At 71.5% G+C, this 21,345-nt stretch carries 27 protein-coding genes; 5 read left to right on the forward strand and 22 right to left on the reverse strand.

Annotation, left to right across the window (positions count from 1 at the left end):
- The first annotated feature begins 39 nt into the window (after positions 1 to 39).
- Positions 40 to 1,038: a LacI family DNA-binding transcriptional regulator gene (locus ITJ69_RS17025; RefSeq protein WP_323743138.1), complete on the forward strand. Its 999-nt coding sequence runs from the start codon at positions 40 to 42 to the stop codon at positions 1,036 to 1,038.
- Between the two features lie 263 nt (positions 1,039 to 1,301).
- On the opposite strand, the gene ITJ69_RS17030 is transcribed toward ITJ69_RS17025, so the two are convergent.
- The 6 genes from ITJ69_RS17030 to ITJ69_RS17055 are packed head-to-tail and all read right to left on the reverse strand — an operon-like array spanning position 1,302 to position 6,065.
- The gene (locus ITJ69_RS17030; protein ID WP_194673418.1) at positions 1,302 to 3,005 is read right to left on the reverse strand and encodes an MDR family MFS transporter; all 1,704 of its coding nucleotides are present in this window, start codon (positions 3,003 to 3,005) and stop codon (positions 1,302 to 1,304) included.
- Positions 3,002 to 3,622, reverse strand: a complete 621-nt coding sequence (locus ITJ69_RS17035) for a TetR/AcrR family transcriptional regulator (protein ID WP_323743139.1) — start codon at positions 3,620 to 3,622, stop codon at positions 3,002 to 3,004. The genes ITJ69_RS17030 and ITJ69_RS17035 overlap by 4 nt, the downstream gene beginning before the upstream one ends.
- Before the next feature lie 50 nt (positions 3,623 to 3,672).
- On the reverse strand, positions 3,673 to 4,155 hold the full coding sequence (locus ITJ69_RS17040) for a GNAT family N-acetyltransferase (RefSeq protein WP_323743140.1): 483 nt from the start codon (positions 4,153 to 4,155) through the stop codon (positions 3,673 to 3,675).
- 40 nt (positions 4,156 to 4,195) lie between these two features.
- Positions 4,196 to 4,885 carry an HAD family hydrolase gene (locus ITJ69_RS17045; protein WP_194673419.1) on the reverse strand — a complete coding sequence of 230 codons (690 nt, stop codon included), beginning with the start codon at positions 4,883 to 4,885 and terminating at the stop codon, positions 4,196 to 4,198.
- Positions 4,886 to 4,940: 55 nt separating this feature from the next.
- Positions 4,941 to 5,582, reverse strand: coding sequence for an MBL fold metallo-hydrolase (locus ITJ69_RS17050; protein ID WP_194673420.1), 642 nt, complete (start codon positions 5,580 to 5,582; stop codon positions 4,941 to 4,943).
- 57 nt (positions 5,583 to 5,639) lie between these two features.
- Entirely contained in the window at positions 5,640 to 6,065 is a 426-nt protein-coding gene (locus ITJ69_RS17055; RefSeq protein ID WP_123339094.1) for a MarR family winged helix-turn-helix transcriptional regulator, read from the reverse strand.
- A 52-nt stretch (positions 6,066 to 6,117) separates the two neighbouring features.
- Here ITJ69_RS17055 and ITJ69_RS17060 point away from each other — a divergent pair, with 52 nt between their 5' ends.
- Both ITJ69_RS17060 and ITJ69_RS17065 read left to right on the forward strand, forming a co-directional pair.
- On the forward strand, positions 6,118 to 6,873 hold the full coding sequence (locus tag ITJ69_RS17060) for a glycosyltransferase family 2 protein (RefSeq protein ID WP_194673421.1): 756 nt from the start codon (positions 6,118 to 6,120) through the stop codon (positions 6,871 to 6,873).
- A 95-nt stretch (positions 6,874 to 6,968) separates the two neighbouring features.
- A complete protein-coding gene (locus ITJ69_RS17065) occupies positions 6,969 to 7,646 on the forward strand; it encodes a hypothetical protein (RefSeq protein WP_194673422.1) in 678 nt (225 codons plus the stop codon).
- A 26-nt stretch (positions 7,647 to 7,672) separates the two neighbouring features.
- Here ITJ69_RS17065 and ITJ69_RS17070 read toward each other — a convergent pair whose 3' ends face one another.
- Positions 7,673 to 8,281 carry a helix-turn-helix domain-containing protein gene (locus ITJ69_RS17070; protein ID WP_194673423.1) on the reverse strand — a complete coding sequence of 203 codons (609 nt, stop codon included), beginning with the start codon at positions 8,279 to 8,281 and terminating at the stop codon, positions 7,673 to 7,675.
- A 67-nt stretch (positions 8,282 to 8,348) separates the two neighbouring features.
- Between ITJ69_RS17070 and ITJ69_RS17075 the strand changes: the two genes are divergently transcribed.
- Positions 8,349 to 9,335: an NAD(P)/FAD-dependent oxidoreductase gene (locus tag ITJ69_RS17075; RefSeq protein WP_194673424.1), complete on the forward strand. Its 987-nt coding sequence runs from the start codon at positions 8,349 to 8,351 to the stop codon at positions 9,333 to 9,335.
- A gap of 83 nt (positions 9,336 to 9,418) precedes the next feature.
- On the opposite strand, the gene ITJ69_RS17080 is transcribed toward ITJ69_RS17075, so the two are convergent.
- The 7 genes from ITJ69_RS17080 to ITJ69_RS17110 form a co-directional block, all read right to left on the reverse strand.
- Positions 9,419 to 10,084: a pentapeptide repeat-containing protein gene (locus ITJ69_RS17080; protein WP_123937311.1), complete on the reverse strand. Its 666-nt coding sequence runs from the start codon at positions 10,082 to 10,084 to the stop codon at positions 9,419 to 9,421.
- Positions 10,085 to 10,088: 4 nt separating this feature from the next.
- Positions 10,089 to 10,508: a DUF6314 family protein gene (locus ITJ69_RS17085; RefSeq protein ID WP_194673425.1), complete on the reverse strand. Its 420-nt coding sequence runs from the start codon at positions 10,506 to 10,508 to the stop codon at positions 10,089 to 10,091.
- Between the two features lie 9 nt (positions 10,509 to 10,517).
- Positions 10,518 to 10,772: an SHOCT domain-containing protein gene (locus ITJ69_RS17090; protein ID WP_194673426.1), complete on the reverse strand. Its 255-nt coding sequence runs from the start codon at positions 10,770 to 10,772 to the stop codon at positions 10,518 to 10,520.
- Complete coding sequence (locus ITJ69_RS17095; protein WP_131844819.1) at positions 10,769 to 11,122, reverse strand: SHOCT domain-containing protein; 354 nt, start codon at positions 11,120 to 11,122, stop codon at positions 10,769 to 10,771. Before ITJ69_RS17095 ends, ITJ69_RS17090 begins: the two co-directional genes overlap by 4 nt.
- A gap of 177 nt (positions 11,123 to 11,299) precedes the next feature.
- The gene (locus ITJ69_RS17100; RefSeq protein ID WP_194673427.1) at positions 11,300 to 12,385 is read right to left on the reverse strand and encodes an NAD-dependent epimerase/dehydratase family protein; all 1,086 of its coding nucleotides are present in this window, start codon (positions 12,383 to 12,385) and stop codon (positions 11,300 to 11,302) included.
- Positions 12,385 to 13,578, reverse strand: coding sequence for a zinc-dependent alcohol dehydrogenase (locus ITJ69_RS17105; RefSeq protein ID WP_194673428.1), 1,194 nt, complete (start codon positions 13,576 to 13,578; stop codon positions 12,385 to 12,387). Before ITJ69_RS17105 ends, ITJ69_RS17100 begins: the two co-directional genes overlap by 1 nt.
- A 124-nt stretch (positions 13,579 to 13,702) precedes the next feature.
- Complete coding sequence (locus ITJ69_RS17110; RefSeq protein ID WP_194673429.1) at positions 13,703 to 14,590, reverse strand: aminoglycoside phosphotransferase family protein; 888 nt, start codon at positions 14,588 to 14,590, stop codon at positions 13,703 to 13,705.
- Positions 14,591 to 14,612: 22 nt separating this feature from the next.
- On the opposite strand from ITJ69_RS17110, the gene ITJ69_RS17115 reads away from it, so the two are divergent.
- Complete coding sequence (locus tag ITJ69_RS17115) at positions 14,613 to 14,981, forward strand: nuclear transport factor 2 family protein (RefSeq protein WP_194673430.1); 369 nt, start codon at positions 14,613 to 14,615, stop codon at positions 14,979 to 14,981.
- A gap of 76 nt (positions 14,982 to 15,057) precedes the next feature.
- Here the strand turns inward: ITJ69_RS17115 and ITJ69_RS17120 are convergent, their stop codons facing one another.
- The 8 genes from ITJ69_RS17120 to ITJ69_RS17155 form a co-directional block, all read right to left on the reverse strand.
- A complete protein-coding gene (locus ITJ69_RS17120) occupies positions 15,058 to 15,615 on the reverse strand; it encodes a TetR/AcrR family transcriptional regulator (protein ID WP_123294868.1) in 558 nt (185 codons plus the stop codon).
- A gap of 8 nt (positions 15,616 to 15,623) precedes the next feature.
- Entirely contained in the window at positions 15,624 to 17,156 is a 1,533-nt protein-coding gene (locus ITJ69_RS17125; protein WP_323743141.1) for an MFS transporter, read from the reverse strand.
- A gap of 69 nt (positions 17,157 to 17,225) precedes the next feature.
- Positions 17,226 to 17,876 (reverse strand): DNA alkylation repair protein, encoded by a 651-nt coding sequence (locus ITJ69_RS17130; RefSeq protein WP_194673431.1) that lies wholly within the window; start codon positions 17,874 to 17,876, stop codon positions 17,226 to 17,228.
- Between the two features lie 84 nt (positions 17,877 to 17,960).
- Positions 17,961 to 18,158 carry a hypothetical protein gene (locus tag ITJ69_RS17135; RefSeq protein WP_131844824.1) on the reverse strand — a complete coding sequence of 66 codons (198 nt, stop codon included), beginning with the start codon at positions 18,156 to 18,158 and terminating at the stop codon, positions 17,961 to 17,963.
- A gap of 97 nt (positions 18,159 to 18,255) precedes the next feature.
- Complete coding sequence (locus ITJ69_RS17140; protein ID WP_131844825.1) at positions 18,256 to 18,972, reverse strand: NYN domain-containing protein; 717 nt, start codon at positions 18,970 to 18,972, stop codon at positions 18,256 to 18,258.
- A 150-nt stretch (positions 18,973 to 19,122) separates the two neighbouring features.
- Positions 19,123 to 20,316 (reverse strand): peptidoglycan DD-metalloendopeptidase family protein, encoded by a 1,194-nt coding sequence (locus ITJ69_RS21040; protein ID WP_194673432.1) that lies wholly within the window; start codon positions 20,314 to 20,316, stop codon positions 19,123 to 19,125.
- Between the two features lie 123 nt (positions 20,317 to 20,439).
- Entirely contained in the window at positions 20,440 to 20,916 is a 477-nt protein-coding gene (locus ITJ69_RS17150; RefSeq protein WP_194673433.1) for an SRPBCC family protein, read from the reverse strand.
- A complete protein-coding gene (locus ITJ69_RS17155) occupies positions 20,913 to 21,329 on the reverse strand; it encodes an ArsR/SmtB family transcription factor (RefSeq protein WP_194673434.1) in 417 nt (138 codons plus the stop codon). The genes ITJ69_RS17150 and ITJ69_RS17155 overlap by 4 nt, the downstream gene beginning before the upstream one ends.
- Positions 21,330 to 21,345 lie beyond the last annotated feature (16 nt).

Below are 21,345 nucleotides of genomic sequence, written 5' to 3' on the forward strand. Positions count from 1 at the left end.
GACGTCAAGTCGTCGAGGCCTCCTCGGTAGCATCGACCCGTGCCTTCATCCGTCGCCCCGGGCCGCCGTGTGACCGCTGCCATGGTGGCCGAGCGCGCCGGCACGAGCATCGCCACGGTCTCCCTGGTCGTCAACGGCAAGGACCGCGGCCGGGTGTCCGTCCCCATCGCCACGCGGGTGCGCGACGCCGTCGACGAGCTCGGCTACGTCGTCGACCACGCCGCGAGCTCCCTGGCGCGCGGCAGCGGCGACCTGGTCGTCCTCATCGCCCCCGACCTGTCGAACCCCTTCTTCGCCGAGGTCATCCGCGGCGTGCGCGACACCATCGGCGACCGGTTCCAGCTCGTGTTGTCGGTCACCGAGCGCGGCGCGCAGCCCCTGGCAGCCGACGTCCGCCGCTTCGAACGCCTCCGGCCGGCGGGCATCCTCGTCGACGCCCCGGCCGCGGGCGAGTCGATGTCGGCGAGCGTGCCCGTGGTGCTCCTCGACGCCCCCGGTGGTTCCGAAGCGGTCAACTACGACCTCTCCCCCGGCGTCCACGACCTCGTCGCGCACCTGCACGAACAGGGGCACCGCCGCGTCGGGTACCTCGACGGGACCTCCCGCGCGACGACGTTCGGGGTCCGGCGCGACCTCTTCGAGCAGGAGTGCGCCGCCGCAGGCATCACCGTGTCCGAGGTCACCGCCCGCGCCGACCTCACCGTGGACGCCGCCGCCTCGGCCACCGAGCACGTCATCGAGGCCTGGCAGGACGACGACGTCACCGCGGTCGTCGCCGCGGCGGACACCCTGGCCTACGGCGTCCTGCGCGTCGCCGGGTCACTGGGCATCGCGGTTCCCGGGGAGCTCGCGGTCGCCGGCTTCGACGACCTGCCGTCGTCGTCGGTGACGGCCCCCGCGCTGACGAGCGTCGCCCTGCCCGGCGCCGACCTCGGGCGTGCGGCCGCGGAACGGCTGCTCGCGACGCTCGACGGCACCGCGGCCGAGCCGGTAGCGCTCCCCACCCGCCTGGTCCGGCGCGCGAGCACCGGCGCGTAGCGCCCGCCGCGGAGCACCCGCCCGCCCGCCGCGAGACTCGGCGGCGGCGCGGCGAGACTCGGCTTGGACGACAGTTCTCGCGCCGACGAGCACGAATAATGTCGCTGAGCCCGAGACTCGGGGCCGGCCGCGGCAGTGAACGCGACCGGACGACGGACGGGAGGCGCGGCACCAGCTGGCACCGCGCCTCCCGTCAGCACGCCGTCGTCTCCACAACGCGCCCCGCGATCCGCAGGACGCCGCCTGATCCGGCGGCGTCTCGCTCAGTCGGAGGTGTCCCGGCGGGACGCCGGCGTCTCACCACCCGACGACACGGACGCCGACGACACGGACTCCGCCCGGCCCGCGCGCTGCGCACGCTCGAGCTCGTCGGCCTCGTCGCCACCGACGGCCTCGCCACGGGCGACCATGCCGGCCGTGTCGGAGAGCGTGATCTGCGGCAGGAACAGGGCGAGCAGGAACGCCACCGCGATGAAGGGCAGCAGGTACCAGAACACGGGCGCCAGCGAGTCGGCGTACGCGTTCACGATGCCGTCCTGCACCGCCTCGGGCAGCTTCGCCACGGTCGCGGGGTCGATGCTGCCCGCCGACGACGCCGCATCGGTCGCCGAGCCGCCGGCACCGGTGAACACGTCGGTGAGCGACGTCGTGAGCCGGGCCGTGAACAGGGCACCGAACACGGCGGTCCCGAGGGAGGCGCCGACCTCGCGGAAGTAGTTGTTCGTCGAGGTCGCGGTGCCCACCTGCTCGGCCGGCACGGCGTTCTGCGCGACCAGGACGACCACCTGCATGATCAGTCCGAGCCCAGCGCCGAAGACGAACAGGTACGCGCAGATCAGCCAGATCGGGGTGGCCGCGGCGAGCTGGGTCATCGCGAGCATGGCGATGGCGACCAGGACCGTGCCGATGATCGGGAACATCCGGTAGCGGCCGGTCTTGGTGATCAGGTTGCCGGACGCGATCGAGGTGCCGATCAGGCCGACCATCATCGGCAGCATCAGCAGACCCGACACCGCGGCCGAGGTGCCGGACGCCATCTGCAGGAACGTCGGGACGAAGCCGATCGCCGCGAACATGCCGATGCCGAGCACCAGGCCGATGCCGGTCGCGAGCAGGAAGGTGCGGTTCTTGAAGAACGACAGCGGCAGGACCGGGTCCTGCGCACGCGACTCGACGAGCACGAGGAGCGCGGCGGAGACGACGAGCCCGGCGAACCACGCCCAGGTCTCGGGGGCGTCCCAGCCGTGGTCCTTGCTGCCGCCGAACTCCGAGAAGAACACCAGGCACGTGGTCGCGGCGGACATGAAGAGCACGCCGAGCACGTCGATGCGCTTCGTCGCCTTCTTGTTCGGCAGGGTCAGCGCGAACCACGCCACGAAGAACGCCGCGATGCCGACCGGGATGTTGATGTAGAACGCCCAGTTCCAGGTGAGGTGGTCGACGAAGAAGCCACCGAGGAGCGGGCCGCCGATCGCGGACAGGCCGAAGATCGCACCGAGCGGGCCGAGGTACTTGCCGCGCTGCGAAGCGGGCACGATGTCGGCGATGATCGCCTGCGACAGGATCATCAGACCGCCGCCGCCGAGCCCCTGCATGGCGCGGAACACGACGAGCTGCGTGAAGTCGCCGGCGAAGGCGCACCCGGCCGACGCGATGGTGAACAGGGCGATCGCGATGAGGAACAGGTTGCGGCGGCCCAGGACGTCACCGAACTTGCCGTAGACGGGCATCACGATGGTCGAGGCGAGCAGGTACCCGGTCGTCAGCCAAGCCTGGTGCGCGACGCCGCCGAGTTCGCCGACGATGGTGGGCATCGCCGTCGAGACGATGGTTTGGTCGAGGCTGGAGAGCAGCATCCCCGCGATGAGCGCGGAGAAGATGATCCAGATCCGGCGCTGCGTCAGCAGCAGCGGCCCGTCGGTGCCGGGGCGGGCACGCTTGGTGGTGCCCGGCGCGGTTGCGCTCATGGTGTGGAGTCCTGTCCGGTGGTGATGGCCGCCCTCATCAGGCGGAGGTTCTGGGTGAGCAGCTCGTCGAACGGCGGGCCGGTGGCTTCGTCGAAGGCGTCGTCGAAGTAGGTCTCCGCCGTCACCTTGAGCAGCCCCGCGGCAGCCTCGGTGACGAGGCGCGCACGGCGGTCGGCGGGATCGTCCCATCCGAACCGCAGCCGCACGGCGTCCGTGATCCGGGCGAGCTGCACGTCGGTCGCCGACAGGAAGCGCGCGACGAGCGCCGGCTCCCGCTCGAAGACCCGGCGCACCAGGACCTCGTCCGCACGATCGATGCCGACACGGTGGAACTGGTCGATCGCCAGCGCGACGATCGAGTCGAGCGGGTCGAGTCCGCCGGGGACGATCCCGCCCTCGGCGTACCGGTCGATCGCCTCGACGTCGGCGTGCAGCTCGATGCCGAGCACGGCGTCGTCCTTCGACGCGAAGTGGTTGAAGAACGTGCGCCGTGACACCCCGACGGTCTCGCAGAGCTGCTCGATCGTGAAACCGCTCAACCCGTGCTCGACGGTCGCCCGACGCGCTTCGACGATCATGCGTCGGCGCAGTGCGCGGGTGCGTTCGGTGGTGCTCACCGAGCAAGAATTGCACTATCTCCCTGAGAGTGCAATACGGGCGGGAAGCCTCAGAGCGCCTTCTCGAAGCAGAACGACCACGGCATCGTCGCCACGTACGGCGCGTAGACCGGGATCGGGCTCCACCCGGTCTTCTCGTACAGGGCGACCGCGTCGGGCTGCTTGTCACCGGTCTGCAGGATCAGCCGGGGTGCGCCGAGCTCGCGGCCGATGCGCTCGCACTCGTCGAGCAGTGCGGTGGCGGCGCCCTTGCCGCGAGCCGACGTCAGCACGATCAGTCGCTTCAGCTCGACCTCGTCGCCGAGACGGCGGATCGCGATGTGCCCGACGGCGTCACCGGACTCGTCGAGCGCCAGGACCGAGGCGACGACGGTCGACGGATCGACGGACAGCGCGCGGCTCCGCTCGGCCGTGATCGCCGGGTCCTCGTCGCCGTTCGACGAACCGTAGCGTTCGTGCATCTCGTCGTCCATGCGGGCGCGGAGCACAACGGATCGGGGGTCGTCCCAGGACACGCGTTCGATCGTGATCACGGTCGACGATCCTGTCACGGATGCCAGCGGCGGTGCACGCTCACGCGCGCCCACCCAGCGCGGCGATCGCGCCGTCCCCGGACCGCAGCGCGGCGAGCACGGCAGCAGCGTCGTCGTGGACCTCGGCGGCGCCGGCTCCGCGGAGTTCGTCGCCGCCGATGCCGCCGGTCATCACCGCGACGCAGGTCACGCCGACGCGTCCGGCCGATTCGACGTCCCACATCGCGTCGCCGACCATCACGGCAGCATCGGCACGCACACCGGCCCGGTCGAGCGCCACCTGGATGATCCCGGGGTCCGGCTTCGCCTGTTCGACGTCCTCGGAACTCGTCACCGCGGTGAGCCACTCCTCGGCGTCGAGCAGTTCGCGCAGCCGCGTCAGTTCGTGCTCCGGCGCACTCGTCGCCAGGACGACGGCGTGCCCGGCCTCGGCGACCGCACGGAGCAGCTCACGGGCGCCCGGCAGCAGCCGCAGCTGGGGCATGTGCTCGGCGAAGTAGGCGGTGTTGAACTGCTTGACGGTGTCGCGCGTCTCGCCGGAGGCGTCCGGCAGCAGCGTCTCGAGCAGCTTCGCGGAGTCCATGCCGATCGCGCGGTGGATCCGCCAGGCGTCCACGGACTCGCCCGCTGCGCGGGCAGCTCGCCACCAGGCGTCGATGTGGGCGTAGTTCGAGTCGACGAGCGTGCCGTCGATGTCGAAGAGGACTGCGGTCGAGGGAGCGTCGGACATCCCTCCATGCTGCCCGGGAGGCGCGGATCGCCTCCCAGGAGCACGGTCGCGTCCGTCAGACGGTGATCGATTCCCCCGCGGGCAGGATCAGGACCGGCACCGGTCCGAGACCGTCCGAGCCGAGGAACCGCGCGGTGGACTGCTGGCCGAGTTCGCTCAGCATCGCCTCGTGGATCTGCACGGCACGCTCCGGCGCCACCGATCGGACGTAGTCGACCGCGGCGGCGGTGCTCGTCCACGGACCGCTGGTCGGCAGGAGCAGCGTCTGCACGGGGACACCCGGCTCGAGGTACGCGTCACCCGGGTGGAACACCGTGTCGTTCACCAGGTACCCGACGTTCGCGATCGTCGGGATGTCGCGGTGGATGACGGCGTGCTGCTCGCCGAAGGCCTGCACCGAGAACGGGCCGATCTCGAACGCGTCACCGGCGTGCACTGCGGTCACGCGACCGCCGTGGTCGCCGAGCTGTTCCACGACCGCACCGGGCGCCCGCACCACGAGAGCGTCGTTCGCGGCGAGCCCGGCGCGGACGGCCTCGACGTCGAAGTGGTCGGGGTGCTCGTGGGTGATCAGGACGCCGGCGGCTGCGCGGACGAGGTCGGCGGCCTCGGGCGTGAACACACCCGGGTCGATGACGAGGGTGGTGCCGTCCTGCTCGAGGACGACGGTGGCGTGGGTGTACTTCGTCAGCTCCATGACGACAACACTACAACTGTGTTGTACTTCTGGTGGCCGATCCGGGTGAGGGAGCACTCAGTCGGCGCGCCGGGCCAACCGTTCGAAGATGCCGGGCAGACGTTCGAGGGCCGCACGTTCCTCGTCGTCGAGTTCCTCGCGGATCGCCGTCGCCAACCAGTCGGCCCGCGCCGTCATGTCCCGGCGGAGGACCTCGCTGCCGGTGTCGGAGATGCGGATGACCGACACGCGGCGGTCGGTGTCCGACGTCGTCCGCTCGACGTACCCGAGGTCGGCGAGCTCCCCCACCGTGCGCGACTGCCCCTGGTGCTTCACCGCCCGGCGACGTGCCAGCTCGGCGATCGGCATCGGCCCCTCGCGCTCGAGGAACCCGAGGGTCGTCGCGTGGGCGGTGGGCAACGAGTCCGCCTCCCGCTTCGCAGCGCGCACGACGCGACCGATCGCGTGCCGGAGCTCCACGGCGAGTTCGTCGGTCCGGTCCATGCCCGGAACGCTACCGCGTGGTCGCACAGCGGACCTCCGGTTGGATCGGAGGATGGTCCGCGTCTCCGTCGTCATCCCCGTGCGCGACGACGCTGCGCACCTGCGACGCTGCCTCGACGCCCTCGCGGTGCAGACACTGCTCGCCGACGAGGTCGTCGTGGTCGACAACGGCAGCCGGGACGACAGTGCCGAGGTCGCCCAGGCAGCGGGGGCGATCGTGCTCACCGAACGCATCCGTGGCATCGCCCGAGCCTCGGCGCGCGGCTACGACCGGGCGTCCGGAGACGTCCTCGTCCGACTCGACGCCGACTCCGTCCCGCCGCCGGGGTGGATCGCCGACGCGGTGCGGCTGTTGGCCGATCCGTCGGTCGTCGCGGTGACCGGGCCCGGGTGTCCGCACGACGGCGGACCGCTGATCGGCCGGCTGTGGGACGCCGTCTACATGCGGCCGTACTTCGCGCTCATGTGGGCCGCGCTCGGCCGCCCACCGCTGTTCGGTTCCGCGATGGCGATGCGGCGGTGGACCTGGGACGCGGTCCGCAGCCGAGCGCACCGCGAGGACCCCGAGGTGCACGACGACGTCGACCTGAGCATGCAGCTCGACCCGGCCTGGCGGGTGGTGGCCGACCCCGTGCTCACGGTGCAGGTGTCCGCGCGACCGTTGTCGGGCCTCCCGTCCGCACTGTTGCGGACGCGACGCGCCTTCCACACGTTCCGCGTGAACGGCCGGCGGGCGAACCCGGTGCGTCGGTGGGCGCGGCGGGTGCGCGTGGGGCTGCGGGTGCGGTGCGGGTGGCGCACGCGCTGACGGGATCACGGAACGGTGACGCTTGCGGACGCCGTCAGCACGTCCGCCTACGTTCGGTTGTGCGGGCACGTCCGCACGACGAACGAGGGGGAACGATGCGGCGATCAGCGCGCACGACGACATCCGGGATCACGGCGACGCTGACGGCAGCACTGGCGATCGGACTCGCCCTGTCGGGTTGCGCCCAGAGCGCTCCAGCGGGACCGGGTACGCCGTCCGCGACGACGGCGGAGAGCACCGGCACACCGAGCGCCAGCCCGAGCAGTACTCCGGAGCCCACATCGACGATCACGCAGGTCCCCGGGGTCGACTACGACGGCGGCACGGTGCCGGCGAGCTGCACCGATCTCATCACCCCCGGCAAGTGGGACGACGCGTTCGCCTCCGCTCCGCTGAACGACCCATCGGTCGTCGGCGACCCGGTCGCGATCCCGAAGAGCGCCTTCACCCCCGTCCTGCAGGCCGACGGCAAGCGTCTGTACTGCGTGTGGCGGGAACCGCAGGCCGACATCTCGTACCTGTCGATCGCGGTCGACGTCGTGGACTCGGCAACCGCGAGCGCAGCGCTGCAGAAGCTGCCGGACGACGGCTACGACTGCGGCAACGAGGCGGAGGGCTACCAGTGCCAGAAGGTGTCGAAGAACGAGCAGTACCCCGTGACCGACGGCGACACCTACTTCACGCGTGGTGACATCGGCATCCACATCCAGCAGTCGAACATCGAGACCTCGGGACTCCTCGACGACGTCATGGACCACGTCTTCACGTCGTAGACCGAGCGGGCCAGCGGGCCAGCGGGTCAGCGCGTCGGTCGCGACCGCACGTGCGCTCGCTCCCCCTGGGGCCCGTACAGGCACAGCACCTCGGTGACCGAGTCGGTGACGTTGCCCATCCAGTGCGGGGTGTGGGTGTCGAACTCGGCGACCTCACCCGGCCCGAGGTCGAGGTCGTGCTCACCGAGCACCAGGCGCAGGCGGCCGGACAGGACGTAGAGCCACTCGTACCCCTCGTGCGTCTTGAGCGATGGTTCGCCGCCCGGTGTGTTCGGCGGGAACAGCTGCTTGAACGACCGCACGCCGCCGGTGCGCTTCGTCAACGGCACGACGACCCGGCCGCCGTGCACCTCGGGCTTCATGTGCACCCGGGGGTCGCCGGTCTGGGGTGCTCCGACCAGGTCGTCGAGCGGCACCTGGTACGCCCGCGCCAGTGGGAGCAGCAGCTCGAGCGTCGGCTTGCGCTGCCCCGACTCGAGCCGCGAGAGCGTACTCACCGACACCCCGGTCTTCTCCGACAGGGCGGCGAGCGTGACGTCCCGGTGGGCACGGAGCGCGCGCAACCGCGGCCCCACCCCGTCGACGACCTGCGCGGTCGTGCGGGGGGCGACTGGTTCCTGCGGGCCGTGGGACATGCTGCCCAGGTTGCCACATCAGCAAGGTTTCTTGCTGTCCGCGACCCATCGGCCACATGCTCCTTGCATGCGTGATCACTACGACGTCATCGTCATCGGCGGAGCAGCCGCCGGCCTCTCCGCCGCCCTCGTCCTCGGGCGCTCCCGCCGCTCCGTCCTCGTCGTCGACGCGGGCGAACCCCGCAACGCGCCGTCGGCCGGCGCCCACAACTACCTCGGGCGCGAGGGCATCGCCCCCGCCGAGCTGTCCGCGATCGGTCGCGACGAGGTTGCCGCCTACGGAGTCGAGGTGACGGCCGGGAGGATCGTGGCCGCGTCCGCGACGACGGGCGACGGCACCGACCCGGTCGGCTTCTCGGTCACACTGGACTCCGGCACGGTCGTCACCGCCCGCAGGCTCGTCGTCGCCTCCGGCGCCGTGGACGTCCTGCCGCAGGTACCGGGCCTGGCCGAGCAGTGGGGGCGCGGGGTCGTGCACTGCCCGTTCTGCCACGGGTGGGAGATCCGCGACCAGCGCATCGGCGTGCTCGTGACGACACCGAACGGCGTGCACCACGCGCTGATGTTCCGGGCGTTGAGCGAGCACGTGACGGCGTTCGTCACCGATCCGGCACTCGTCGACGACACCGCCCTGGCCGGTTTGCGGGCCCGCGGGATGGAGGTCGTGGACGACACGGTCACGCAGGTCCTGTCGTCAGAGGGCACGCTGACCGGGGTCACGCTCGGCTCCGGCGAGGTCGTCGAACTCGACGCCCTGGCCGCGGCGAGCACCGCTGAGGCGCGCGTGGACTTCCTGTCCGGGCTCGGCCTGGTCGCGACCGACCAGTTCATGGGCGACTTCCGGTACGCGAGTGCGCTGACGGTGGACCCGGCCGGGCAGACCTCGGTGCGCGGTGTGTACGCGGCCGGCAACGTGGCCGCTCCGATGGCGACGGTCATCGCGTCCGCTGCCGCCGGGGTCCAGGCGGGAGCGGCCGCCCACGGCGACCTCGTGCAGGCCGACCTCGCGGCGGCGCTGGCCGCGGCGGCGGGCTCTGGGCGAGTCTCGGCCTGAGCGACAGTCCTCGCGCTCGGAGCCGCGAGGAGTGTCGTCCACCCCGAGACTCGGGGCAGCCGGCCCGAGACTCGGGGCAGCCGTCAGTCGACGCGGTAGCCCGCCTGCGCCGCCAGCAGCGGGGCGAGCGTGTACAGCTGGTCGGCGCCGATCGTCGCACCGCGGAACCCCTCGAGGCGCTCGACCCGGTCGAGGTCCGCACCCCGCAGGTCCACGTGGTCGATCCGGGTGTTGGAGCCCTCGGCGTCGCGGATGCTGCTGCCCTCGAACGACACCCGGAGCAGCTTCGCGTCCGCGATGTCGAGCTCGTCGATGACGCAGTCGCGGAACACCACGTCGGTGAGCGTCGACCCGCGCAGGTTCACGAACCCGAACTTCATCCCGACGAACTCGACGCCGTTCAACCCGGAGTCGTACAGCTCACCCGAGCCGATGCGACCGCCGGACACCCGGACCTCGCGCCACGAACTGCTCGACGCCCGCAGCACGGGGGCGTCGAGCGTGTCGATGATCGAGTCGTGCACCCGCAGGCCACGGAAGTCGGCGCCGTCGCCCCGGAGCGTGTCGATGACGCACTCCTCGATCTCGAGGTCGGGCAGCCGCTCACCGGCCAGGTCGAGCACGCCGATGCGCTTCCCCTCGATGCGGTCGCCGGTCAGGACGTCGCCGGGTCCGGGGACCCAGTCCTGCAGGTCGACGGGCTCGGTCAGGGTGATGCGCGGGGCTTCGGTGCCGGAGGAACGTGCCATGGACTCAGTCTGGCGCGTGCCGGTGACGCTCCAGCACGCTGTCGAGCCGGTAGTCCTTCGCCGGGCCCCGGGCTTCCCAGCGCACGGTCCACCGCTGCTCGTCGCCGTCCAGTGCCCCGGTGTAGTCGTCCGGAGCACAGGCGTGGGCGACGCTCGTGCCCCACACCCAGTCGTGGAACACCCGGCCGTCGGCGAAGTGCACGGTCCACGCGTGGTCATCGTCGCGCCGGACGGTCAGCGTCCGGGACACCGGGGTGGCCCGGCCGTCGAAGGTCATCACGCCCGCTTCGTCCCAGCGCACCTCGTCCGCGCCGACCGCGGTCAGCGTCGTGGTGCCGGTGACGATGCCCTGCACGCCGGCACGCCGGTCGTCCAGGGTCCGGCGGAGCACCCACTCCCCCAGCAGGTCCGTCGGCAGCAGCACCGCCCCAGGCTATCCGCGCAGGGCCTCGGCTCGGGCCGCCCGGTGCTCCTCGTCGGAGATCACACCGCGAGCGTGCAGGTCGTCGAGTTCCGCCAACCGCTGCTCGCGGAGTGTCCGGGGCGCACCATTCGAGCGACGGCACCGGACGACCGCGATCCACACGGTGACGACGACGGCGACCACGATGAGCCCCATCGCCACGCTCCACACGATGTCGTACAGCGGCGGGATGAGCGGGTTGTGCAGCTCCTCGGAGGCGATCATCCGCGCAGGGCCTCGGCTCGCGCCGCCCGGTGCTCCTCGTCGGAGATCACACCGCGAGCGTGCAGGTCGTCGAGTTCGGCGAGCCGCTGTTCGAGCGGCTTCTCGGGCGCGAGCGTCCGGCTCTGCATCGCCTGGTACGCGATGTCCTCCTGCATGGTGAGCGGGTTCTGACCGCGGTCGGCCATCCGCTTGCCCCGATAGAGCGTCAGGACGACGATCGTCAGGGTGGTGAGGATCGTCAGGGCTGCGACGACTCCGAACGCGATGCCGAACCAACCGCCGAACAGGTCGGGCATCCCCGAGCCGCCCGGTCCCTCGAGTTCACTGAACGCCGACCAACTGAGCACCATCGCGCTCCCCCTTCTCACAACGACGAGCGAAGCGTAGCGCGACCCGAGCGCCCGTTCCTTCCCAGAACACCCGCGATGGGAAGCGGAATCGGGCGTACCTGGCCGAAACTTCCGACCCGGTACGCCCGAAAGCACCCACTACGCCCCGGCAGCCCCCGCCCAGCCCCGCCCAGCCAGCTACCCCCGCAGCGGATCCGACGCGGCCACGTGCGCACCGTCCGCGAACCCGGCCACGAGCGCACGCAACGCGTCTTCGGAGGTGTGCCGGGCCTCCCATCCGAGCACCGACCGGGCACGGTCGGTCCGCATGATCGGCACGCCGGCCGCGATGTCGATCCAGCCGGCATCCGTCGGCTGCAACCGCAGCCGCCACGTCAGCGTCACGATCCCTCGCAGCAGTCCGAGCGGGATCCGCACGGCACCGAGCATGCCGAAGGCTCTTGCCAACCGCGGCGGGTTGAGCACGGGCGACGCAGCGATGTTGAACGCTCCGCCGGCCCGCTGGTCGACGGTCCGCCAGTACGCGTCCGCGACGTCGTCGGCGTGCACCGCCTGGAACACGAACGGGTACGGCAGGGGCAGCACGAGCCACCGGATCCAGCGCACGATCGACATCGGCACGAGGTGTCCGAGGAACAGCCCGCGGATCTCGGCGGCGGCGTCCCGCTGGAAGATCAACCCCGGGCGCAGCCGTGTGACGACCACGGACGGATGGTCTGCCTCGAACGCGTCCATCGCCGCTTCGTTCTCGGCCTTGTGGATCGAGTACGTCGCGGTGGGGATGCCGTCGGTCGGCCAGCTCTCGTCGACCGGGGTGCGCTTGCCCGCGGCGTCGACGCCCCGGTAGGTCCCGACCGACGAGGCGACGACGACCTGCGGGACCCCTGCTCGAGCGACGGCCGACAGCACGTTCGCGGTGCCGGTGACGTTCGTCCGGTACTGCAGCGGGATGTCGTGCGTCGGCTGCAGTGCCCAGGCCAGGTGGATCACCGCGTCGGCGCCGGTGAAGATCGCAGTGAGCTGGCCGACCGCGTCGGACGCGCCGACGTCGACGGCGTGCCAGACGGCGGAACCGTACGGCTCCGCGTGCACGTCCGGCAGCCGCCGCGCGACCCCGACGATCTCGACGCTGCCGCCGCGCCCGTCGCCGTCGGAGGCACCGGGCGAAGCCCCGTCCGCCCGCGCGGCGACCCGCGCCTCCGCGAGCCGACGGAGCACCGCCGTCCCGACGTTGCCGGTCCCGCCGACGACGACGATCCGCATCAGGCGGCGGCCAGGGCAGGGTCGAGCACGACCTTCACGCAACCGTCCTGCTTCTTCTGGAACACCTCGTACATGTGCGGGGCGTCCTCGAGCGACACCCGGTGGGTGGTCAGGTCGAGCGTCCCGAGCGGGTCCGACGGGTCCTGCACGAGCGGCATGATGTCGTCGATCCAGTGCTTCACGTTGCACTGTCCCTCGCGGATGGTGATCTGCTTGTCGAAGAGCGTCATCATCGGCATCGGGTCGGCCATGCCGCCGTAGACGCCGCTCAGGGAGACGGTGCCACCGCGGCGGACCAGGTCGATCGCGGCGTGCACGGCTGCGAGCCGGTCTATGCCGGCGACCTCGATCGCCTTCTGCGCCAGTGCGTCGGGCAGCAACCCGGCCGCTCGCTGCGCGAAGCCGGCGACGGGGTTGCCGTGCGCCTCCATGCCGACGGCGTCGACGACTCCGTCGGGGCCGCGGCCGTCGGTCAGGTCGACGAGCTCCGGCACGGTGTCCTTCGACAGGTCGAACACCTCGGCGCCGTGCTTCGCGCCGAGGTCGCGGCGGACCTGTTCGGGGTCGACGGCGAGCACGCGGTAGCCCAGGTGCTTGCCGATGCGGGCGGCGAACTGGCCGACGGGGCCGAGTCCGAGCACCGCGAGCGTGCCGCCATCGGGCACGTTCGCGTACTGCACGGCCTGCCACGCGGTGGGCAGGATGTCGCTGAGGAACAGCCACCGGTCGTCGGGCGTGCCGTCGTCCGGGATCACGATGGGCCCGTAGTCCGCGTGCGGGACCCGGAGGTACTCGGCCTGGCCGCCGGGGACCTGGCCGTACATCTTCGTGTAGCCGAAGAGCGCCGCTCCCGAGCCGTACTCGGTGACCTGGGTGGTCTCGCACTGCGACTGCAGGCCATTCGTGCACATCCAGCAGTGACCGCACGAGATGTTGAAGGGGACGACGACCCGGTCGCCGACCTTGAGGTTCGTGACGGCGCTGCCGACCTCCTCCACGATGCCCATGGGCTCGTGGCCGAGGACGTCGCCCTTGTCGATGTACGGGCCGAGGACCCGGTACAGGTGCAGGTCGGAGCCACAGATCGCCGTGGACGTGATCCGCACGATCGCGTCGGTCGGTTCCTGGATGGTCGGGTCGGGGACGGTCTCGACGGACACCTTCTCGGTGCCCTGCCAGGTCAGTGCGCGCACGTCGCGTTCCTCTCGTGGTCGCTTCGGGCCGGCCGGGAGGCGCGGCTCGCTTCTCCCTCCTCGGTACGCGCCCGCCCCGTGGTGCGTTCACAGCCCCGCCTGGGTTCGGGGCTCCGCCGCCCGGTCAGACGACCGGATCCGCGAGCACCGTGGCGAGCACGCGCTCGTGCTCCACGCGGTCGCCCGGACCGGCACTGCCCGCGAGCATGATGAGCGCCTTCCACAGCGCCCAGCCACGCGCCCGGGCCCACGCAGCGGCGTCGAGCCCCACGGCCTCGTGGAACACCGGGCGCGCCGCCGGCTCGAGGAACGTCCACGCGAGCACGAGGTCGCAGGCCGGGTCGCCGACCCCGCACGTGCCGAAGTCGATCAGGGCGGCGAGGCGTCCCGCGTCGTCCACGAGCAGGTTGCCCGGCGCCACGTCCCCGTGGAACCAGACCCCCGGACGGTCCCAGGTCGAGGCGACCGCGTCGTCCCAGATGCGTTCGCACGCGGCACGGTCGACCTGCGCGCCCAGGGTGTCGAGCGCCGCGACGACCTCGGCTCCGTACACCGAGGGGTGCTCGCCACGGTGGAACGAGTGCACGCCGGCGGTCGGGCCCCCGGTGGCGGGGAGGCTCCGGAGCTGCCGGAGCACCGCGCCGACGTCGGCGGCGAAGCGCTCGTGGTCGAGGTCGACCGCACGCGCGGCCACCGTCCCGTCGAGCCACCGCCGGACCGACCACGGGAACGGGTACCCCTCGCCCGGTTCGCCCAGACCGACCGGCTCGGGGACCGCGACGTCCAACCGGCGTGCCAGGTACGGCAGGACGTCCTGCTCCTTCTCGACCGCGGGCACGTAGCCGGCGGCACTCGGCAGCCGGACGGACAGCGCGTCGCCGAGTCGGTACGTGCGGTTGTCCCAGCCCTGGTGGTCGACCTCGCGCACGGGCAGGCCGTTCCACTCGGGGAACTGCGTCGCGACGAGTCGTTCCACGACTGCGGCGTCGATCCGGGGCACTTCAGTGTGCATGGCCCCAGGTTAGGCTCCGGGCATGGCCACCGTGTCCGAGCTGCTGACCGCGAACCTCCACGACGTCTTCGGGAACCGAGACGCCACTTCCCGCCGAGCCGCGATCGAGCGGACGTACTCCCCCGCCGTCGCCTTCACCGATCCCGAGGGCACCGCCGTCGGCTGGGATGCCCTCGACCAGAAGGCCGCCGAGCTGCTCGACCGGGTGCCCGGCGCGTTCCAGTTCGTCGAGGAGGGCCGCCGCTACGTGTCCGCGACGCACGGGGCCCTGGCGTGGGGCTTCGGCCCGGTCGGTGCCCCGGCGGTGCGCGGCATCGACGTGATCGAGGTCCGCGACGGTGTCGTGGTCACCCTGACCACCTTCTTCGCCGAGCCAGGCGACACCGACTGAACCACGGGGGTCGGGCCGGCCGCCTGCCCTGGTGACCGGCGGGGCGGGCCGGCACCGGGCCTCCTGGCAGGGGTCGTCAGGCGGGTTCTGCCAGGGCGAGCAGCGCGTCACGGGTGACCGCCAGCTCGCGTGCGTCCAGGTACGGCGGCATGGCGACAGCTGCTGCGAGCCCCTCGGCCGCGTGCCGGACGACCAACGTGCGGTCCTCGGGCAGGCCGTCGCGCGCGAACACCGCGCGCCAGTCCTCGGCGTCCGCGGCGACGACCGCCTCGACCCCCGGCACTGCCATCAGACCGGTCCAGTGCGCGGTCGGCGAGAAGACCTCCATGGCGCGTTGGCTGCCGCCGCACAGGGTCCGCACGTAGGCGCGGAGGACCTTGCCGGGGCGGTTCTCGGCCAGGTCGACGTGCCGCAGCACCTCGTCCTTGAACGTCGCGAGACCGTGCGCGGCGACGGCGAGGAGCAGCTCGTCCTTCGACGGGAAGTGGTGGAGCAGGCCGCTCTTGGAGACGCCGGCGTCCGCCGCGATCTCGGCGACGCTCACCCGGGTGCCGCGCTCGGCGAGCAGCCGCTCGGCGGCCTCGAGGACCGCCTGGCGGGTGCGCTCACGATCGCGGGTGCCGTCAGTGCTCATGACGACCTTCAGTGCTCATGCGGTTCATCCTGCCGGTTCGGGATCACCCGGAGTGCGACTGCGGCGGCGACAGCGAGCGCCACGGCCGCGCAGATCGAGGCGAGCTGCATGCCGCCGGTGAAGGCGTGCCGAGCGTGTTCGAGGATCGGGTCGCCGTCCTGCAGGACCTGGGACGCCGACGCCAGGGACTCACGGATCCGGTCGCCGACACCGCCGCTGACCGCACCGCTCGTCACGTCGAGGTTCGACCGGTAGAACGCGGTCTGCAGCGAGCCCAGCACCGCGATGCCGAGCGCGACGCCCAGTTCGTACCCGGTCTCCGAGATGGCCGAGGCCGCACCGGCACGCTCCCGAGGTGCCGCGGCGACGACGGCGTCGGTGGCCAGGGTCATCGACACCCCGACGCCCAGGCCGACCACGGCGAGCGCGATCGCGATGCCCCAGTACGTCGGCAGCCCCTCGGCGAACGCGAGGCCGGCCATGCCCACGGCGGCGACCGCCAGGCCGAGGCCGATCGACCGGCCGGGTCCGACCCGCCGGGACAGCAGCCCGATGATCGCGATCACCGCGATCGAGGCCAGGGTCGCCGGCAGCTCGGCCGCTCCGGCGAGCAGCGGCGTGAACCCACGGACCAGCTGCAGGTACTGCGAGAAGAAGAACAGCAGACCGCTCAGTGCGAAGACCGACAGCGAGTTCGCGACGACGGCGCCCGAGAACGCCGGGATCCGGAACAGCTGCAGGTCGATGAGCGGCGTCGCGAGGCGCTTCTGGCGGCGGACGAACCACCAGCCGGCGCCGATGCCGATGAGCGCCGTCAGGGGCACCGTCCAGTCGAACCCGTGCCCGGCGACGTGCTTCACGGCGTACACGAGCGGCACGATCGCCAGCACCGAGAGGACGGCGGACAGCAGGTCGATCGGGGTGCGCGCGCCGCCCTTCGACTCGGGCAGCAGGATCGCGCCGGCGATGACGATCACGACGATGACGGGGATGTTGATGAGGAAGACCGAGCCCCACCAGAAGTGCTCGAGCAGCGCACCGCCGACGAGCGGTCCGGCGGCGGCACCACCCGTCGCACCCGCCGACCACACGGCGATCGCGGTGGTGCGCTGCCGGGCGTCGCGGAAGATCGTGCGCACCAGCGACAGGGTCGACGGCATCAGGGTCGCTCCGGCGATGCCGAGCAGTGCCCGCGCGGCGATGAGGAGCTCGGGCGTCTGCGCGAACGCTGCGGCGGCCGAGGCCAGGCCGAACGCGACCGCGCCGACGAGCAGCAGGCGCTTCCGGCCGATCCGGTCGGCGACGTTGCCCATCGTCACGAGCAGCCCAGCGAGCGCGAACGAGTAGACGTCGCCGATCCAGAGCACCTGCGTCGCGGTCGGGTCGAGGTCCGCGGTCAGCGACGGGACCGCGAGGGCCAGCACGGTGCCGTCGATCGCGAGCAGCACCACGGCCAGGGTGAGGACACCGAGGGACGCCCATTCACGGACGGAGGCGCGGTGGATCGGGGCGGTGCTGGTGCTCGGGGTGGTTTCGGTCACCCGGAGACCCTAACCGACCACATGGTCGGTAGAGCCGACTGCACAGTTGGTTGCCAGCGTCGTTCGTCCTCAACCCCGCAGGCGGTCGCGATCCGCCGGCGGCAGGTGCTCGGTCGCCGTGTGGCGCGCCGCAGGCGCCAGGAACCGTCCGCTCTTCTCGAGGAACGCCACGAGCGCCGGCTCCGACGCGCGCTTGCCCGTCTCGCGCAGGACCCACCCCAGCGCCGACTGCACGGTGTCGCTCCGCTCCCGCACCAGGCGTCCAGCGATCCCGAGTGGCACCTCGGCGTCGCCCTGCTTCGCGAACGCCAGCGTCGCCACGACCGCGATCCGGCGCACCATCGCCACGTCGGACTTCACGAGCGCGAACAGCGGGCCAGTCGAGCCACCCACGAGCGGCGCACCGACGAGCTCTTCGGCTGCCAGGTCGACCAGCGCCGGGTCGTCGAAGCGCTCGGCCTTCGCTGCCGACAGGTACTCGTCGGTCAGCTCCGGATCGGGGCGCTCGCGCATCGCCTGCACCAGGAGCAGCACGGCGATGAGCTTCGCGCCGTCGTCGTCGCTCCAGAGCAGCGCCGAGCGCTCGCCGTCGTCGAGGCCCTCGAACCGCCGTGCGACCCGGCGCGCCGCCGCGACGTCCCCGCTGGAGCGCGCGAAGGCGACGAGCACGGCCTCCGCGTCGGCCGCGTTGCCGGCCCCGGTCCCGCCGCGCGATGTCATCCGGTCAAGGGTATCCGCGCCGTCCTGCCCGCACTTCGTGAGCAGGAATGGTCGGGTGCCCGAAGGCGACCCGACCATTCCTGCTCACGAAGGTCGCTCCATCCGGATCACCACCGCGACATCGTCGACGACGGCCTCGGCGACGAAGGCGATCGCTTCCCGCTGCGCTCCGGCGGCCAGCTCGATTCGACTGACCTGCGAGATCGCTCCTGGCACCTGATCGTTCTGGACGACCCACCACCTCCCCTCTCGATGCGCGTGCGATGTGAACGTCGTGGTCATGGGTCCTCGTTTCGTGGCGGGGAGCAGGTCCTGCGCAGCCCGGTTGCACCCCGTGGTGATACGCAGTACATTGGCCGTACACCCCCGGATGTCTCGACTACCGGGCGCGAAGCCCCGCCTCTGGCGGGGCTTCTGTACTTCTGGCACGCCAACTCTTCGGTCGCGTGATGACACCGTGAACGTCCGCGATCCTGTCGGGCAGCTGCGAGTCGCGCATGACGGCCGCCCGAACGTGACGTACATGGTCGGGCTCCAGTGCGAGGAGACTCCGCGCAGGGGAAGGGCTCGGGCACATGAGCCCGATCTCGACGCCACCCCTTTCGCGGACGATTCGCAGTGCGTCGACGAAGTCGGAGTCGTTCGACAGGACGAAGGCCGCGTCGACCAACCCGTCCATCGCATCGCAGACCAAGTGCGCAGCCAGACTCACGTCCGACCCCTTCTCCTCGATCTTCCGGACCCGCACAGTGCGCGGGGAACCGTCGTCGTCCAGTTCGAGCGGACTCTTCGCCATCCATCGCCGATCGGAACGGAACGTGCCGAAGTGCGTGGTGACCGCGGGGAGTGTCGCGAGGGCGCGCAGGTAAGCGCTCTGCCTGGAGGGCGCCGCCGGATCTTCCCCTTCGACGAAACGCACGCGCGCAGTGAAGTACCGCACGAGGACGACCTCGAAATCCGGGAGGAGCGTCTCGCTCAGCTTGCGGACGTCCAGCCACCGGCAATCCGGCCGGTGTTCCAGGGCGCGGCGGTAGAGATTGAAGCCGTCGATGTACACAGCAGCCCGCGGTTTGCGGCCGACCTCTTCCACACCCATCGGGACAGTCTGTCATGTGATGTTCCACTTCCTCGAGCGAGCGCTCGTCGGGTGCGGGGTGCCCGCACTTCGTGAGCAGAAATGGTCGGGTGCCCGAAGGCGACCCGACCATTTCTGCTCACGAAGTGGAGCGACGCCAGCGGCCCCGGATCAGCGGAAGTGCATGTTCTTCAACGGGTCGACGAGCGTGCCGTTGCGCCGCATCTCGACGTGCACGTGCGGCCCGGTGGACTGCCCGGTGTTGCCGGACTTCCCGATCTCGGTGCCGAGCTTCACGATCTGGCCCTTCTTCACCCCGATCTTGCTGAGGTGGGCGGTGAGCACCGTGGTCATGCCGTAGGTCACGACGATGTAGTTGCCGTACGAGGCGTCGTTCGCCACGGTCTTCGTGACCGTTCCGGTTCCCGCGCCGTACACGGGGGTGCCGACCGGGACCGGGGCATCGGTGCCCTGGTGGTAGCGCGGGACGTGTCCGGCGCCGCGGTCGTCGCCGTACCTGCCGGTGATCTTCGTGCCCTTCACCGGCCAGGCGAGCCCGGTCACGGGGCGGCTCGACCACACGCGGGTGTCCTTCGCCCCGTAGATCACGAGGTTGCCGTCGACCTGCAGGAGCAGGTTGCTCGAGCCCGCGGTGGTCGTCTTCGTGGTCCACAGTGCGACCTTGCGCGCCGGGTCCTTCGACCAGATCACGAAGTTGCCGTTCTTCTGCAGCTCGGCCCAGGCTCCGGGGTGGCCACCCGTCTTCGTGTGCCAGACCACTGCACCGTTCACCCGCTGCACCAGGTTGCCGTCCGCGCGCATCTCGAGCGTGCGGTTGGTGGTCGCGTCGGAGCGCAGGACGGTGCCGCTCAGCAGGGCACCACCGGAGGCGATCCGGTCTTGGAAGGTGTTCCACTTCACGACGACGGAGGTGCCGGCGAGCAGCGCCATGGTGCCGTCCGCACGCACGGCCAGCGCAGTCGAGTTCGCTCGGCCGGCCGAGGCCCAGCGCGCCACGCGCTTGCCGTTGCGCATGATGTCGAGTGCGCGGTCCCGCCCCACGACGGCGTAGACGTTCGAGGAACCTGCGGTGTTCGAGGCCCACAGCACGCGGTTCCCGATGCCGTACTCGACCAGGTTCCCGTCACCCTGCATGATGAGCCGGAACTGGCCGTTCTGCGAGGTCACCTGGTCACCGGGCAGGAGCTTCGTGCCGGCCGGGACCGACCCGACCCACACTGCGGACGCCGCGGCGGGTTCGGCGGTGGCGACGAGCGCCCCCGCCGCGAGGGCCAGCGCCATGACGGCGCCGGCGAAACGTGGGAGTCGGCGCGCACGTGCGACGGTCGACGGAGTGGTGCTCATGGATCCCCTGACTCGGAACCGACCACGCCCCTGCGCGGTCGTTCGGCGCTCGCCCTGTACGAGTCACCGAACGATGGTCGCTTTTCTGCGCGGGGCGCACAACCCCTTGACAGGGGGGTGCGGCTACGGCTGCTGCAAGAACTCCTTCGGTGTCGCCAGCAGCGCTTCGAGCTTGTGGAACGACTGCGTCCAGCCGGCGATGTTCATGTCGCGCATGAACTCGGGGAAGGGTCCCTGGGTCAGGGTGACGATCGTGCCGTCGCCGTCCTCGGCGAACTCGAGCGTCAGGGACAGCGCGGTGCCGTCCTCGACCCCGGGGATGCCGTGCGCGGTCGAGGTCCCGATGATGATCCGGTTCTCCTCGATCTGCTCGAGGGTCGAGGTGACGGGCGACGACCACTCGGCGTTGTCGTTGCTGACCATCGTGAGGTTCCAGGCGCCACCGACCCGCGCGTCGACCTCGACGGTGGCGACGGGGACGTGGAAGCCGAGGGGGCCGAACCAGAGCGCGAGCAGCGCTGGGTCGACGAACGCCCGGTACACGTCGGCGACGGGGTGGGCGAAGCGGTGGGTGGCGTGGGCGGTGAACTGTTCGGTCATGACTGCTCCTGCGGATCGACGGTGAAGGCGGGACTGGCGGGACTGGCGGGACCGGCGGGTGGGGCGGTGGACGGGCTACCCACCGGGGCGGGCGTGCGCTGGGCGGCGAGCAGGGCCTCCAGGCGGTCGAACCGGCGGTCCCAGTCGGGACGCAACCGGCCCAGCCAGGTGCCGAGCTCGTCGACGGCCTCGGGCCGGAGGCGGCACGTGCGCCACGTGCCGTGCCGCTCGCGCGTGATGAGGCCGGCGCGTTCGAGCACGCCGAGGTGCCGCGAGATCGCCGGGGCGCTGACGTCGAAGGGCTCGGACAGCTCGGAGACGGTCGCTTCGCCCTTGCCGAGCCGCTCGACGATGCGCCGTCGGATCGGGTCGGCGAGCGCTGAGAGGACGACGTCGGTGTGGTCGGGTTCCATCGTCGCCTCTTCGGTG

Origin of the sequence: Curtobacterium sp. VKM Ac-2887 (genome assembly GCF_015350935.1) — a bacterium.
Classification (GTDB): Bacteria; Actinomycetota; Actinomycetes; order Actinomycetales; family Microbacteriaceae; genus Curtobacterium.